This is a genomic window from Ramlibacter paludis (assembly GCF_022012305.1).
GTDB lineage: Bacteria > Pseudomonadota > Gammaproteobacteria > Burkholderiales > Burkholderiaceae_C > Ramlibacter > Ramlibacter paludis.
On sequence record NZ_JAKLTM010000007.1, the window covers coordinates 1 to 15294 of the forward strand.

The 15294-nt window shown below is 66.5% G+C and carries 16 protein-coding genes; 11 read left to right on the forward strand and 5 right to left on the reverse strand.

All coding sequences use genetic code 11. From position 1 onward, the window contains the following. Positions 1–154 precede the first annotated feature (154 nt). Genes acnB through LZ009_RS20620 form a run of 4 tightly spaced genes read right to left on the reverse strand, consistent with a single transcriptional unit; the run spans position 155 to position 5356 of the window. Entirely contained in the window at positions 155–2746 is a 2592-nt protein-coding gene (acnB, locus tag LZ009_RS20605) for a bifunctional aconitate hydratase 2/2-methylisocitrate dehydratase (RefSeq protein WP_275699859.1), read from the reverse strand. 17 nt (positions 2747–2763) lie between these two features. Then, a complete protein-coding gene (locus LZ009_RS20610; RefSeq protein WP_275699860.1) occupies positions 2764–3324 on the reverse strand; it encodes a hypothetical protein in 561 nt (186 codons plus the stop codon). A gap of 18 nt (positions 3325–3342) precedes the next feature. After that, positions 3343–4332: an HpcH/HpaI aldolase/citrate lyase family protein gene (locus tag LZ009_RS20615; RefSeq protein ID WP_275699861.1), complete on the reverse strand. Its 990-nt coding sequence runs from the start codon at positions 4330–4332 to the stop codon at positions 3343–3345. Between the two features lie 37 nt (positions 4333–4369). Beyond that, complete coding sequence (locus LZ009_RS20620; protein WP_275699862.1) at positions 4370–5356, reverse strand: malate dehydrogenase; 987 nt, start codon at positions 5354–5356, stop codon at positions 4370–4372. 156 nt (positions 5357–5512) lie between these two features. On the opposite strand from LZ009_RS20620, the gene LZ009_RS20625 reads away from it, so the two are divergent. The 7 genes from LZ009_RS20625 (at position 5513) to gltA (ending at position 11450) form a co-directional block, all read left to right on the forward strand. Next, positions 5513–6295 carry a GntR family transcriptional regulator gene (locus tag LZ009_RS20625; protein ID WP_275699863.1) on the forward strand — a complete coding sequence of 261 codons (783 nt, stop codon included), beginning with the start codon at positions 5513–5515 and terminating at the stop codon, positions 6293–6295. Positions 6296–6420: 125 nt separating this feature from the next. Further along, positions 6421–6849 carry a succinate dehydrogenase, cytochrome b556 subunit gene (sdhC, locus tag LZ009_RS20630; protein WP_275699864.1) on the forward strand — a complete coding sequence of 143 codons (429 nt, stop codon included), beginning with the start codon at positions 6421–6423 and terminating at the stop codon, positions 6847–6849. 19 nt (positions 6850–6868) lie between these two features. Beyond that, a complete protein-coding gene (gene sdhD, locus LZ009_RS20635) occupies positions 6869–7234 on the forward strand; it encodes a succinate dehydrogenase, hydrophobic membrane anchor protein (protein WP_275699865.1) in 366 nt (121 codons plus the stop codon). A gap of 11 nt (positions 7235–7245) precedes the next feature. Next, positions 7246–9054, forward strand: a complete 1809-nt coding sequence (gene sdhA / locus LZ009_RS20640; protein WP_275699866.1) for a succinate dehydrogenase flavoprotein subunit — start codon at positions 7246–7248, stop codon at positions 9052–9054. 54 nt (positions 9055–9108) lie between these two features. After that, entirely contained in the window at positions 9109–9816 is a 708-nt protein-coding gene (locus LZ009_RS20645; protein ID WP_275699867.1) for a succinate dehydrogenase iron-sulfur subunit, read from the forward strand. 11 nt (positions 9817–9827) lie between these two features. Then, positions 9828–10121, forward strand: a complete 294-nt coding sequence (locus LZ009_RS20650) for an FAD assembly factor SdhE (protein WP_275699868.1) — start codon at positions 9828–9830, stop codon at positions 10119–10121. An 18-nt stretch (positions 10122–10139) separates the two neighbouring features. Beyond that, a complete protein-coding gene (gltA, locus tag LZ009_RS20655; RefSeq protein WP_275699869.1) occupies positions 10140–11450 on the forward strand; it encodes a citrate synthase in 1311 nt (436 codons plus the stop codon). 63 nt (positions 11451–11513) lie between these two features. Here the strand turns inward: gltA and LZ009_RS20660 are convergent, their stop codons facing one another. Then, entirely contained in the window at positions 11514–11984 is a 471-nt protein-coding gene (locus tag LZ009_RS20660) for a BON domain-containing protein (RefSeq protein ID WP_275699870.1), read from the reverse strand. A gap of 105 nt (positions 11985–12089) precedes the next feature. Between LZ009_RS20660 and LZ009_RS20665 the strand changes: the two genes are divergently transcribed. From LZ009_RS20665 to leuD, 4 genes are read left to right on the forward strand one after another with little or no spacing between them, the layout of a single operon-like run. Continuing rightward, complete coding sequence (locus LZ009_RS20665; protein ID WP_275700071.1) at positions 12090–13052, forward strand: LysR family transcriptional regulator; 963 nt, start codon at positions 12090–12092, stop codon at positions 13050–13052. A gap of 20 nt (positions 13053–13072) precedes the next feature. Next, complete coding sequence (gene leuC, locus LZ009_RS20670; RefSeq protein ID WP_275699871.1) at positions 13073–14494, forward strand: 3-isopropylmalate dehydratase large subunit; 1422 nt, start codon at positions 13073–13075, stop codon at positions 14492–14494. A 9-nt stretch (positions 14495–14503) separates the two neighbouring features. Beyond that, positions 14504–14626 (forward strand): entericidin A/B family lipoprotein, encoded by a 123-nt coding sequence (locus LZ009_RS20675; RefSeq protein WP_275699872.1) that lies wholly within the window; start codon positions 14504–14506, stop codon positions 14624–14626. Next, on the forward strand, positions 14626–15282 hold the full coding sequence (gene leuD / locus LZ009_RS20680) for a 3-isopropylmalate dehydratase small subunit (protein ID WP_275699873.1): 657 nt from the start codon (positions 14626–14628) through the stop codon (positions 15280–15282). Before LZ009_RS20675 ends, leuD begins: the two co-directional genes overlap by 1 nt. The last annotated feature ends 12 nt before the right edge of the window (positions 15283–15294 follow it).

Sequence of the window (15294 nt, forward strand, 5' to 3'; positions counted from 1 at the left end):
CAGTAGGCCGAGCAGGACGATCAGCAGTTGACAGAACGCCCGTCATAGAAGGCTGTGGTGAGCGGCGCAGCCCGAACCGCAGCGATGCGCGCAGCGCCGCGTTGCCCAAAAAAAAGCGGCCCGCAGGCCGCTTCCTTCCTGGCGCGCTTGCGCCTCAGGCCGTCACTTCCGCCGCCGCCTGCGCGTACTCGTCGATGCGGTCGAAGTTCAGGTACTGGTACACCTTGTCGCCGTCCTTGTTGATCACGCCCATGTCGGCGTGGTACTCGGCCACCGTCGGGATGCGTCCGAGCTTCGAGGCGATCGCCGCGAGTTCGGCCGAGGCCAGGAACACGTTGGTGTTCTTGCCCAGGCGATTGGGGAAGTTGCGGGTCGAGGTCGACACGACCGTCGCGCCTTCCTTCACCTGCGCCTGGTTGCCCATGCACAGCGAGCAGCCGGGCATCTCGGTGCGCGCGCCGGCGCCGCCGAAGTTGGCGTAGTGGCCTTCCTTGGTCAGCTGCTCGGCGTCCATGCGCGTCGGCGGCGCCACCCACAGCTTCACCGGGATGTCGCGCTTGCCTTCCAGCAGCGTCGACGCCGCGCGGAAGTGGCCGATGTTGGTCATGCACGAACCGATGAAGACCTCGTCGATCTTCGTATCCTGCACCTGCGACAGCGGCTTCACGTCGTCCGGGTCGTTGGGGCAGCACAGCAGCGGCTCGGTGATCTCGGCCAGGTCGATCTCGATCACGTGCGCGTACTCGGCATCCTTGTCGGCTTCCAGCAGCTTGGGATCGGCCAGCCAGGCTTCGACGGCGGCGATGCGGCGCTCCAGCGAACGCTTGTCGGCGTAGCCCTGGGCGATCATGTTCTTCATCAGCACGACGTTGCTGGTGAGGTATTCCTTGATCGGCTCGGGGTTCAGCTTCACGGTGCAGCCGGCGGCGGAGCGCTCGGCGGACGCGTCGGACAGCTCGAAGGCCTGTTCCACCTTCAGGTTCGGCAGGCCCTCGATCTCGAGAATGCGGCCGGAGAACTCGTTGATCTTGCCGGCCTTGGCCACGGTCAGCAGGCCCTGCTTGATGCCGTAGTAGGGAATGGCATGCACCAGGTCGCGCAGCGTGATGCCGGGCTGCATCTCGCCCTTGAAGCGCACCAGCACCGACTCGGGCATGTCCAGCGGCATCACGCCGGTGGCGGCCGCAAAGGCCACCAGGCCGGAACCGGCCGGGAAGCTGATGCCGATGGGGAAGCGCGTGTGGCTGTCGCCGCCGGTACCGACGGTGTCGGGCAGCAGCAGGCGGTTCAGCCACGAGTGGATCACGCCGTCGCCCGGCTTCAGCGCCACGCCGCCGCGGTTGCTGATGAAGGCCGGCAGCTCACGGTGCGTCTTCACGTCGACCGGCTTCGGGTAGGCCGCGGTGTGGCAGAAGGACTGCATCACCATGTCGGCGCTGAAGCCCAGGCAGGCCAGGTCCTTCAGCTCGTCGCGGGTCATCGGGCCGGTGGTGTCCTGCGAACCCACGGTGGTCATCTTCGGCTCGCAGTAGGTGCCCGGGCGGATGCCCTTGCCTTCCGGCAGGCCGCAGGCGCGGCCGACCATCTTCTGCGCCAGCGTGTAGCCCTTGCCGGAATCGGCAGGCGCCTTGGGCAGGCGGAACACGGTGGAAGGCTGCAGGCCCAGGAACTGGCGCGCGTTGGCGGTCAGGGAGCGGCCGATGATCAGGTTGATGCGGCCGCCGGCGCGCACTTCGTCCAGCAGCACGTCGTTCTTCAGCTGGAAGCGCTCGATGACGGCGCCGTCGCGCTCGATGGTGCCTTCGTAGGGATAGATGTCGAGCACGTCGCCCATCTCGATCTTCGCGACGTCGACTTCGATCGGCAGCGCGCCGGAGTCTTCCTGCGTGTTGAAGAAGATCGGGGCGATCTTGCCGCCCAGCGTGACGCCGCCGAAGCGCTTGTTCGGCACGAAGGGGATGTCCTGGCCGGTGGCCCAGATCACGCTGTTGGTGGCGGACTTGCGGGAAGAACCCGTGCCTACCACGTCGCCGACGTAGGCAACCTGGTGGCCCTTGGCCTTGAGTTCCTCGATGAACTTCATCGGGCCGCGCTTGCCGTCTTCTTCCGGCGTGAAGGCCGCGCCGGGACGCGTGTTCTTCAGCATCGCCAGCGTGTGCAGCGGGATGTCGGGACGCGACCAGGCGTCCGGCGCCGGCGACAGGTCGTCGGTGTTGGTTTCGCCGGGCACCTTGAACACGGTGACCGTGATCTTCTGCGGCACTTCCTGGCGGCTGGTGAACCACTCGGCGTCGGCCCAGCTCTGGATCACTTCCTTGGCGAAGGCGTTGTTGGCCTTGGCCTTCTCGGCGACGTCGTGGAAGAAGTCGAACATCAGCAGCGTCTTCTTCAGGCCGTCGGCGGCAACCTGGGCCACTTCGACGTCGTCCAGCAAATCGATGAGCGGCTTCACGTTGTAGCCGCCGACCATGGTGCCGAGCAGCTCGGTCGCCTTGGCCTTGGAGATCGCGTTCACGGAGATGTCCCCATGCGCCACGGCGGCCAGGAAGCTGGCCTTCACCTTGGCGGCGTCGTCCACGCCCGGCGGCACGCGGTTCGTCAGCAGGTCGAGCAGGAAGCCTTCTTCCTTCTCGGGCGACGACTTGATCAGCTCGATCAGGTCGGCGGTCTGCTTGGCGGACAGCGGCAGCGGGGGGATGCCGAGCGCGGCGCGCTCGGCAACGTGGGCAACGTAGGCTTGCAACATGGGGACTTCTCCGTGGGTCAGGACGCCGGCTTGGCCGGCGCGGGTTCTAGGATGTTGACGGCCGGCCGGGACTTCATTTCCTCGGCGAACTTGGCCTGCTCGGGGCTCTGGCATTCGTCGGCGAGACGCTTGCCTTCCTTCTGGTTCATCAGCATCGACTTGTTGGCGATCTGCAGGAACAGCGCGCCGCGCTCCGGGTCTTCCAGGCGGATGGCGCCGGTGCGGCTTTCCACCGGGTGCATCACGAAGCGGTTGATGCCGTGCGTGACGAGGAAGTAGCCTTCGCGCTTGCGGGCCTTGATGACGACCTTGGCGCCCAGCTCGCAGGGGATGTCGCCGACGTAGACGCGCTTGGCGATCTCGAGTTCGGCCGGGGTCAGCTTGTCGGTGGGATCGGCATCCTCCAGCGGAATGCCGACCTCGATGGCCTCGCGGCGGCTGGTGTGCGCCGGCTTGGCGGCCGCGGGCTTCGTGGCCGCCGGCTTCTTGGCGGCCGGCTTGGCCGCCGGTGCCGCGGTCTGGGCCAGGCCGGCCGTGGACAGCGAAGCGAACAGGATCGTGGCAATCAGGAATCTCATGACGTCTCTCCTTATGGACTAGGGACGCGCGGCAACGAACCAGCCGCGCGCTTCTGCGGGGAGCTCCCTCCCGGTCCCATGTGCCCTCTCCAGCACCTGCCAGTAGTAGCGGTAGCTCGCCCTGTCCTCCAGTTTGCCGTCGAAACTGATGGGTGCCCAGCCGGCGGCCTGGGCGGCGTGAAGGAGTTGTGACGCCTTGTGTATTTCGTCCGCGGCCGGAGCGAACACTTCCAGGATCGGCCTGATCTGGTCAGGGTGGATCGACCACATGCGGGTGTAACCGAACTCGTTGGCTGCGCGCGACGCCGCGGCGCGGAAAGCCGCCTGGTCCTTGAATTCCGTCACCACGCCATGCGAAGGCACCTTGCCGTGCGCATGGCAGGCCGACGAAATTTCCAGCTTGGCGCGCACCACCAGCGGGTGCGTGAACTGGCCCTGCACACCCATGCCGTGCGAGGGAATCGCGCCGCCGTGGGCGGAGACGAAATCCATCAGGCCGAAGCTGAGCGACTGCATGCGCGGGTGCGCGGCGATGTCGAAGGCACGATGCACCGCGGCCGGCGACTCGATCAGGCCCTGCAGCGACAGCTGCTTCGCGCCGGCGGCGTCCAGCGCCTTGGCCGCGCGTTCCACGTCGGCGGCCGACTCCACCTTGGGCACCATGATGTGCACCAGGCGGTGGCCCGCCTTGCCGGCAATCGTCGCGATGTCGTCGTCGAAGGCCGGATGGTCGACCGGGTGCACCCGCACCGCGACCCGCGCAGCCGGCGCGGCATTCAGCGCGAGCTCCACCACCAGCGCCGCGTGTTCCTTCTCCCCGCCGACCGGCGCGCCGTCCTCGCAATCGAGCGTGACGTCGAACACGCAGGCACCGTACTCCTGCGTCATCTCGGCCTGCAGCTGCAGGCTCTTGCGCATGCGCGCCTCGACGCCGCTGTAGTGGTCGCACACCGGCAGGGCGCCGGTGCGCGCCTGGGCGCCGAGGAGGATTTCGCGGGGGTGGGTCATCGGAGATGGATCCCGGGCCGAGCCCGGGATGGCGCCATCAGAGCAGGTGAGCGACGCCCGCCTTCTCTTCTTCCAGTTCCTTCAGGGTCAGGTTGATGCGCTCCTGCGAGAAGGCATCGATCTCCAGGCCCTTGACCACTTCGTACTTGCCGTCCTTGGTGGTGACGGGGAAGCCGAACATGGTGTCCTTGGGAATGCCGTAGTCGCCGTTGGACGGGATGCCCATGGTGACCCACTTGCCATTGGAGCCCAGGGCCCAGTCGCGCATGTGGTCGATGGCGGCGTTGGCGGCCGAGGCGGCCGACGACAGGCCGCGCGCCTCGATGATGGCGGCGCCGCGCTTGCCCACGGTGGGCAGGAAGGTGTTGGCGTTCCACTCCTGGTCGTTGATCAGGTCCTTGACGGACTTGCCGTTGACGGTGGCGAAGCGGTAGTCGGCGTACATGGTGGGCGAGTGGTTGCCCCACACGGTCAGCTTCTCGATGTCCTTGACCTGGGTGCCGGTCTTGGCGGCAACCTGAGACAGCGCGCGGTTGTGGTCCAGGCGCAGCATGGCGGTGAAGTTCTCGCGCGGCAGGCTGGGCGCGCTCTTCATCGCGATGTAGGCGTTGGTGTTGGCGGGGTTGCCGACGACCAGCACCTTGACGTTGCGGGAAGCAACCTTGTCCAGGGCCTTGCCCTGGGCGGTGAAGATGGCGGCGTTGGCGGACAGCAGGTCCTTGCGCTCCATGCCCGGGCCGCGCGGACGCGCGCCGACCAGCAGCGCGTAGTCGGTGTCCTTGAAGGCGGTCATCGGGTCGCCATGGGCTTCCATGCCGGCCAGCAGCGGGAAGGCGCAGTCTTCCAGTTCCATCATCACGCCCTTGAGCGCCTTCTGGGCCTTCTCGTCGGGGATCTCCAGCAGCTGCAGGATCACGGGCTGGTCCTTGCCCAGCATCTCGCCGGAGGCGATGCGGAACAGCAGGGCATAACCGATCTGGCCAGCGGCGCCGGTGACGGCGACGCGAACGGGCTTCTTGCTCATGGGGAAATCTCCGAAGGAAGGTTGCTTGGAAGCAGTGTTGCGGGCCGGTCGGCAGGCTGCGCCGGCCCTGCTGGAAAGCCCGCGAGTTTACCCTTGGCCGCCGCCTCGGTCAATTTGTCTTATGTCTTATATAAGATATGATTCGCCGGAAGTCCAATGGCCGCCCAGCAGATGCCACCGCCCGCCGAAAGCGCGCCCCTCCCCGAGGCGGCGACGCCGGCATTCAGCCCGCTGTACCAGCAGATCAAGGGGCTGATCCTGCAAAGCCTGGAGGCCGGCGAATGGAAGCCGGGCGAGGCGATCCCCAGCGAAATGGAGCTCGCCGCGCGCTTCCGCGTGAGCCAGGGCACGGTGCGCAAGGCGATCGACGAACTCGCGGCCGAGAACCTGGTGGTGCGCCGCCAGGGCAAGGGCACTTTCGTCGCCACGCACGCCGAGCACCACGTGCGCTACCGCTTCCTGAAGCTGATGCCCGATAGCGGCGACCGCGACGCCGAAGGGCCCGCCTCCCGCACCATCCTCGAATGCAAGCGCGTGCGCGCCAGCGCCGAGATCGCGCGCGGCCTGCAGCTGCGCACCGGCGACGCGGTGATGCAGGTGCGGCGCATCCTCGCCTTCGGCGGCGTCGCCACCATCCTGGAAGACTTCTGGCTGCCGGGCAACACTTTCAAGGGGCTGACGGCGGAGCAGATGGCGAACTTCCAGGGCCCGACCTACGCCCTGTTCGAACTCGAGTTCGGCGTGCGCATGGTGCGCGCTGAGGAGAAGATCCGCGCCGTCATGCCCGACGAGCAGCAGGCGCAGCTGCTGCAGCTGCCGCCGCACATGCCGCTGCTCTCGGTGGAACGCCTTTCCTACACCTACAACGACGTGCCGATGGAGCTGCGCCGCGGCCTCTATCGCACCGACACGCATCACTATCGCAACGACCTGAGTTGAACGGGCCGCCGGGAGAAAACGCGGTCTCCGGTATCAATGTGTTGCGTTGCAATAGAATTTTGGGTTGTCCGCATCCCCCGACCTTCCTTTCTCCCCCGCATGCCTTCCCTGAAAGAAACCACGACATGACGACAGAGCTCGCCAAGAAGCGGCCGGAGTTCCGCAACATCAATGCCTTCACCGACCTGCCGACCTACCGCCTGCCGGCGGCCGGCTGGGTGTCGATCCTGCACCGCGTGAGCGGCGTGCTGATGTTCGTGCTGCTGCCCTTCATCATCTGGATCTTCGACAAGTCGGTGTCTTCGGAGGTCGGCTACAACAAGTTCCGCTTCGCCTTCGCCAACGGCGGCTGGGGCATCCTGCTCAAGCTGGTGGCGCTGGCCCTGATCTGGGCCTACCTGCACCACTTCATCGCCGGCATCCGCCACCTGTGGATGGACGTGAGCCACAAGGCGGTGAGCAAGTCCTTCGGCGCCACCTCGGCGACCGTCACGCTGGTGCTCAGCCTGCTGCTGACGCTCGCGCTGGGCCTCAAGCTGTTCGGCGTCTACTGAAGCAAACGGAGCACACAACATGGCAGTCAACTACGGCTCCAAGCGCATCGTCACCGGCGCGCACTACGGCACCCGCGACTGGCTCGCGCAGCGCGTCACCGCCGCCCTGATGGCGGTCTTCACCCTCGCCGTGCTGGTGCAGGTGATCTTCACCCGCGGTCCCCTGGACTACGTCAAGTGGGCCGGCATCTACGCGAGCCAGCCGATGAAGATGCTGACCTTCGCCACCATCGTCGGCCTGCTGTACCACGTGTGGGTCGGCATGCGCGACGTGCTCATGGACTATGTCAAGCCCGTGGGCGTTCGCCTGGTGCTGCAGATCCTGGTCATCGTGTGGCTGGTCGGCTGCGCGGGCTGGGCGATCCAGGTCCTCTGGCGGGTTTGAGAAGAAACAACATGAGCTACACCACCAGCAACATCACCACCCGCAAGTTCGACGTCGTCATCGTCGGCGCCGGCGGCTCCGGCATGCGCGCCTCGCTCCAGCTCTCGCTGGCCGGCCTGAACGTCGCCGTGCTCTCCAAGGTCTTCCCGACCCGCTCGCACACCGTGGCCGCCCAGGGCGGCATCGGCGCGTCGCTGGGCAACATGTCGGAAGACAACTGGCACTACCACTTCTACGATACCGTCAAGGGCTCCGACTGGCTCGGCGACCAGGACGCGATCGAGTTCATGTGCCGTGAAGCGCCGAAGGTCGTCTACGAGCTCGAGCACTTCGGCATGCCCTTCGACCGCAACCCGGACGGCACGATCTACCAGCGCCCGTTCGGCGGCCACACCGCCAACTACGGCGAGAAGCCGGTGCAGCGCGCCTGCGCCGCGGCCGACCGCACCGGCCACGCCATGCTGCACACGCTGTACCAGCAGAACGTCAAGGCCAAGACCAGCTTCTTCGTCGAGTGGATGGCGCTGGACCTGGTGCGTGACGCCGAAGGCGACGTGGTCGGCGTGACCGCCCTCGAGATGGAAACCGGCGACCTGCACGTGCTGCACGCCAAGACCGTGCTGCTGGCCACCGGCGGCGCCGGCCGCATCTTCCAGGCTTCCACCAACGCCTTCATCAACACCGGCGACGGCCTGGGCATGGCGGCGCGCGCCGGCATCCCGCTGGAAGACATGGAGTTCTGGCAGTTCCACCCGACCGGCGTGGCCGGCGCCGGCGTGCTGCTGACAGAAGGCTGCCGCGGCGAAGGCGCGATCCTGCTGAACAGCAACGGCGAGCGCTTCATGGAGCGCTATGCCCCCACGCTGAAGGACCTGGCGCCGCGCGACTTCGTCTCCCGCTCGATGGACCAGGAGATCAAGGAAGGGCGCGGCTGCGGCCCCAACAAGGACTACGTGCTGCTCAAGCTCGACCACCTGGGCGCCGACACCATCCACAAGCGCCTGCCCTCGGTGTACGAGATCGGCGTGAACTTCGCCAACGTCGACATCACCCGCGAGCCGATCCCGGTCGTGCCCACCATCCACTACCAGATGGGCGGCATCCCGACCAACATCCACGGCCAGGTGGTGGCGCAGCAGAACGGCAGCGACAACGACCCGGTCAACGGGCTGTACGCGGTGGGCGAATGCTCCTGCGTCAGCGTGCACGGCGCCAACCGCCTGGGCACCAACTCGCTGCTGGACCTGCTGGTCTTCGGCAAGGCCGCCGGCAACCACATCGTCGAATTCGCCAGCAAGACCAAGTCGCACAAGCCGCTGCCGGCCAATCCCGCCGCGCAGACGCTGGAGCGCCTGAATCGCCTGGACAACACCTCCTCCGGCGAGTACTCGCAGGACGTGGCCAACGACATCCGCTCGGCCATGCAGGCGCACGCGGGCGTGTTCCGCACCCAGGCCAGCATGGACGAAGGCGTGCGCAAGATCGCCGCCATCCGCGGCCGCGTGAACGCCATCGAGCTGAAGGACAAGTCGCGCGTGTTCAACACGGCCCGCGTGGAAGCGCTGGAAGTCGAGAACCTGATCGAGGCCGCGCAGGCGACCATCGAGTCGGCCGCCGCCCGCAAGGAATGCCGCGGCGCCCACACGGTGAACGACTACGAGCGTCCCGCCGACGACCCGAAGACGCCGCTGGGCCGCAACGACGCCGAGTGGATGAAGCATTCGCTGTGGTACAGCGAAGGCAACCGCCTGGCCTACAAGCCGGTCAGGCTGAAGCCGCTGACGGTGGACTCGGTCCCGCCCAAGGTGCGGACGTTCTGATTACGTACTTCTGCTGACTTCGACTGCGCCTAGATTCATAGATACGGACACCAAATGCAAAAACGCACCTTCCACATCTACCGCTACGACCCGGACAAGGACGCCAAGCCGTACATGCAGACGGTGGAGATCGAGCTGGAAGGCAACGAGCGCATGCTGCTCGACGCCCTGATGAAGCTCAAGCAGCAGGACCCGACGATCTCCTTCCGGCGCTCCTGCCGCGAAGGCGTCTGCGGCTCCGACGCGATGAACATCAACGGCAAGAACGGCCTGGCCTGCCTGACCAACCTGCGCGCGCTGGGCGACAAGCCGATCACGCTCAAGCCGCTGCCGGGCCTGCCGGTCGTGCGCGACCTGATCGTCGACATGACGCAGTTCTTCAAGCAGTACCACTCGATCAAGCCCTACCTGGTCAACGAGCAGATCCCGCCCGAGAAGGAGCGCCTGCAGTCGCCCGAGGAGCGCGAGGAGCTCAACGGCCTGTACGAGTGCATCCTGTGCGCGAGCTGCTCCACCAGCTGCCCCAGCTTCTGGTGGAACCCGGACAAGTTCGTCGGCCCCGCCGGCCTGCTGCAGGCCTACCGCTTCATCGCCGACAGCCGCGACGAAGCCACCGCCGAACGCCTGGACAACCTGGAAGACCCGTACCGCCTGTTCCGCTGCCACACCATCATGAACTGCGTGGACGTGTGCCCGAAGGGACTGAACCCGACGATGGCCATCGGCAAGATCAAGGAATTGATGGTCCGCCGGGCCGTCTGAAGAAGAAAGAAATGGAAGCGCTGCTCGACGAACGGGGTCTCAGCAAGCTGCGCTGGCGCTGCCGGCGCGGCTTGCTGGAAAATGACCTCTTCATCGAGCGGTTCTTCGACCGACACGCCGCGAGCCTGACCGTGAAGCAGGCCGAGGCGCTGGGCGCATTGATGGACCTGGCCGACAACGACCTGCTGGACCTGCTGCTGCGGCGCAAGGAACCGGCGGGCGAACTGGCCGGGGACGAGGTGAGGAAAGTGCTGGAGATGCTGCGCGTGCCCGCGGCCGCATCATCGCCGGTTGTTGGGCATTGAATTTACAGGAACGAAACCATGAAACTCGCTGACAACAAGGCCACGCTGTCCTTCAGCAACGGCAGCCCCAGCGTCGAAATGCCGGTCTACCACGGCACCATCGGCCCCGACGTGATCGACATCCGCAAGCTGTACGCACAGACCGGCATGTTCACGTACGACCCCGGCTTCATGTCCACGGCTTCCTGCCAGTCCGCCATCACCTACATCGACGGCGACAAGGGCGAGCTACTGTACCGCGGCTACCCCATCGAGCAGCTCGCCACCAACTGCGACTACCTCGAAACCTGCTACCTGCTGCTGTACGGCGAGCTGCCGAACGAAACCCAGAAGACCGACTTCGTCTCGCGCGTGACCAACCACACCATGGTCAACGAGCAGATGCAGTTCTTCCTGCGCGGCTTCCGCCGCGACGCGCACCCGATGGCCGTGATGACGGGCCTGGTCGGCGCGCTGTCGGCCTTCTATCACGACAGCACGGACATCAACAATCCCGAGCACCGCGAGATCTCCGCGATCCGCCTGATCGCGAAGATGCCGACGCTGGTGTCCATGGCGTACAAGTACACCATCGGCCAGCCCTACATCTACCCGAAGAACTCGCTGAACTACACGTCGAACTTCATGCGCATGATGTTCGCCACGCCCTGCGAGGACTACGAGCCCAACGACGTGCTGGTGCGCGCCATGGACCGCATCTTCATCCTGCACGCCGACCACGAGCAGAACGCCTCCACCTCCACGGTGCGCCTGTGCGGCTCGTCGGGCACCAACCCGTTCGCGGCGATCGCGGCCGGCGTGGCCTGCCTGTGGGGCCCGGCGCACGGCGGCGCCAACGAAGCGGCGCTGAACATGCTGGAAGACATCCAGAAGATGGGCGGCGCAGCCAAGATCGGCGAGTTCGTCTCCAAGGTCAAGGACAAGAACAGCGGCATCAAGCTGATGGGCTTCGGCCACCGCGTGTACAAGAACTACGACCCGCGCGCCAAGCTGATGCGCGAGACCTGCCACGAAGTGCTGAACGAACTGGGCCTGCACAACGACCCGCTGTTCAAGCTGGCCATGGCCCTGGAGAAGGTGGCGCTGGAAGACGAATACTTCGTGTCGCGCAAGCTGTACCCGAACGTCGACTTCTACTCCGGCATCGTGCAGCGCGCGATCGGCATCCCGGTCTCGCTGTTCACGGCCATCTTCGCGCTGGCCCGCACGGTCGGCTGGATCGCCCAGCTGAACGAGATGATCGGCGACCCCGAGTACAAGATCGGCCGCCCGCGCCAGCTGTTCACCGGCGCGACCAAGCGCGACGTGAAGCCGATCGCGCAGCGCTGATCGCCAACCTGGTCATTGCGGACTTGATCCGCAATCCGGAAGGCCCGCCTCGGCGGGCCTTTTTCATTTCGCCTCGTACTTCGGCTTGCCCTGCGTGCCCACCTGCAGGTAATTCACCACGCCCATCACGTCGTCGACCAGCAGCACCGCCTTCTCCATCTGCTCGGCCTGCTCCTTCGTCCGCACGCATCCCATCAGGGTCACCAGGCGCCGCTCGCCCAACACCCACACGCTGGTGTCGTCGAAGCGTCCGTCCATGCGCAGGTACTGCTGCACGCGCGGGATGATTTCCTTGTCGTAGAGATACGAATTGGGCAGGCGGCAGCGGCCGACGCGGTAGCAGCTGGTGCCGTGCTGCGCGCGCACGTGCGCCTCCTTGCGGACCTCCTCCTCGGTGTAACCCGGCCCGCGCGGCACCGGGCAGGCCGGGATTGCCTGCGTCACCGGCAGGAAAGGATCGTCGAAGGCATTCCTGCGTTCCTCGGCCTGGGCGGCAAACACGAGGCCGAGCAACAGGACGGCGGCACGAAGCATGGAATCTCCCGGCTGGCAGGGCCGCCATCGCGGATGGCGATGGCCAAAGCCTTACTTTACTGAGAAAATTGCGACTTGGCATCTCCCACGGCGATGCCGCAAGCCATGCAACCCTCCGAACGCTCCTTCGCCCGCCGGATCGACCTCACCTCGCTGCAGCTGTTCGTGGCCGTCTGCGAGCTGGGCTCCATCGGCCGCGCCGCGGAGCGCGAGTTCATTGCCGCCTCCGCCGTCAGCAAGCGCCTCTCGGACCTGGAGGCGACGCTGCAGACGCCGCTGCTGTACCGCCACACGCGCGGCGTGAACCTCACGCCGGCCGGCGAAAGCCTCTTGCACCACGCGCGCTCGGTGCTCTTCTCGCTGGAGAAGATGCAGGCGGAGCTGTCCGAATACGCCGAAGGCGTGCGCGGCCACGTCCGGATCCACGCCAACATCTCCGCCATCGTGCAGTTCCTGCCGGAAGACCTGGGCGACTTCACCCGCGAGCATCCGCAGGTCAAGATCGACCTCGAGGAGCACCTCAGCACGGAGGTGGTGCGCGCGGTGCAGGAAGGCGCGGCCGACATCGGCATCTGCAATGCCGGCGTCGCCGCCGGCCACGCACTGCAGACGCTGCCCTACCGGCAAGACGAGCTGGTGCTGATCGTGCCGCGCGGCCACGCGCTGGCGCAGCGCGCCTCGGTCGCCTTCGAGGACACGCTGGACCTGGACCATGTCGGCCTGCATTCCAACAGCTCGATCTACCTGGCCATGCGCGAAGCGGCCGCCGCCGCGGGCCGCACGATCCGCCTGCGCATCCACGTCACCGGCCTCGACGCCATGTGCCGCATGATCGACAACGGCCTCGGCGTGGGCGTGATGCCGCGCCGCGCCTTCCTGTTGATGCACGGCGTGGGCGCGCTCGAGTGCGTGCGCCTGACCAATCCGTGGGCGACGCGCAACATCGACCTGGTCGCCCGCGATTTCTCCACCCTCCCCCTCACCGCCCGGCTGCTGGTCGACCACCTGCGGGCGCGCGCCGCCGGGCCTGCCACGTCGCGTAACAAGGCCCTGGCGGCCGCTGCATAGAATCCATCCAAGGAAGAACCATGGGACGCACCCTCTACGACAAGATCTGGGACGAGCACGTCATCCACACCGAGGACGACGGCACCTCCATCCTGTACATCGACCGCCACCTGGTGCACGAAGTCACCAGCCCGCAGGCCTTCGAGGGCCTGCGCGAAGCCGGTCGCAAGGTCTGGCGCATCAGCTCCGTGGTGGCCACCGCCGACCACAACACGCCCACCACCGGCTGGGAGCGCGGCTACGACGGCATCGAGGACCCGATCTCCAAGGAGCAGGTCACCACGCTGGACAAGAACATCGCGGAGTTCGGCTCGGCCGCCTACTTCCCCTTCCTGTCGAAGCAGCAGGGCATCGTGCACGTGATCGGCCCGGAGTCCGGCGCCACCCTGCCCGGCATGACGGTGGTCTGCGGCGACTCGCACACCTCCACGCACGGCGCCTTCGGCGCGCTGGCGCACGGCATCGGCACCTCGGAAGTCGAGCACGTGCTGGCCACGCAGACGCTGCTGGCGAAGAAGGCGAAGAACCTGCTGGTGCAGGTGGACGGCAAGCTCGCCCCCGGCATCACGGCCAAGGACATCGTGCTGGCCATCATCGGCAAGATCGGCACGGCCGGCGGCACCGGCTACACGATCGAGTTCGCCGGCTCGGCCATCCGCTCCCTCAGCATGGAAGGCCGCATGACGGTGTGCAACATGGCGATCGAGGCCGGCGCGCGCGCGGGCCTGGTCGGCGTGGACGAGAAGACCATCGCCTACGTGAAGGGCCGCCCGCTCGCGCCCACCGGCGTCGAATGGGACCAGGCTGTCGCCTACTGGCGTACCCTGCAGTCCGACCCGGACGCGAAGTTCGACACCGTGGTCAAGCTCGATGCGAGCGAGATCCAGCCGCAGGTCACCTGGGGCACCTCGCCCGAGATGGTGACCGGCATCGACGGCCGCGTGCCCGACCCGGACAAGGAGAAGGACGCGAACAAGCGCGGCGCCATCGAGCGCGCGCTGACCTACATGGGCCTGCAGCCCGGCAAGCCGATGAACGACGTGTTCATCGACAAGGTGTTCATCGGCTCCTGCACCAACAGCCGCATCGAGGACATGCGCGAGGCCGCCGCCGTGGTCAAGCGCCTGGGCCGCAAGGTGGCGCCCAACGTCAAGCTGGCGATGGTGGTGCCGGGCTCGGGCGTGGTGAAGGAACAGGCCGAGCGCGAAGGCCTGGACAAGATCTTCGAGGCCGCCGGCTTCGAATGGCGCGAGCCGGGCTGCTCCATGTGCCTGGCGATGAACGCCGACCGGCTGGAGCCGGGCGAGCGCTGCGCCTCCACCAGCAACCGCAACTTCGAGGGCCGGCAGGGAGCCGGCGGCCGTACGCACCTCGTCAGCCCCGCGATGGCAGCCGCCGCCGCGGTGCACGGCCATTTCGTCGACATCCGTCAATTCTCCTAGGAGCTTTCCATGAAAAAAGTCGTTGTGCTGCTCGCCGTTGCTTTCGTTCTCGCTGGCTGCAACACCGTCCGCGGTTTCGGCCAGGACGTGCAGAAGGTGGGAGAGAAGATGGAAGAGAAGGCGAAGAAGTGATGGACAAGTTCGTCGTCCACAAAGGGCTGGTCGCGCCGATCGACCGTGAAAACGTCGACACCGACGCCATCATCCCCAAGCAGTTCCTGAAGTCGATCCGCAAGACCGGCTTCGGCATCAACCTGTTCGACGAGTGGCGCTATCTTGACCACGGCGAGCCCGGGCAGGACCCGGCCAGCCGCAAGCCGAACCCGGACTTCGTGCTGAACCAGCCGCGCTACAAGGGCGCGTCGGTGCTGATCGCCCGCAAGAACTTCGGCTGCGGCTCCTCGCGCGAGCATGCGCCCTGGGCGCTGCAGCAATACGGCTTCCGCGCGCTCATCGCGCCCAGCTTCGCCGACATCTTCTTCAACAACTGCTTCAAGAACGGCATCCTGCCGATCGTGCTGCCAGAGTCCGTGGTGGCCAAGCTGTTCGACGACGTCGCCGCCTTCCCGGGCTACGAGCTCACCGTGGACCTGCCGCGCCAGGTGGTCGTCAAGCCGCAGGGCGAGGAGATCCCGTTCGAGGTGCAGGCCTTCCGCAAGTACTGCCTGCTGAACGGCTTCGACGACATCGGCCTCACGCTGCGCCAGTCCGACAAGATCAAGGCCTACGAAGCCGAGCGCCTGGCCACCAAGCCCTGGCTCGCGCACACGCTGACCGCCCAACGCTGAACCTGGAACGAC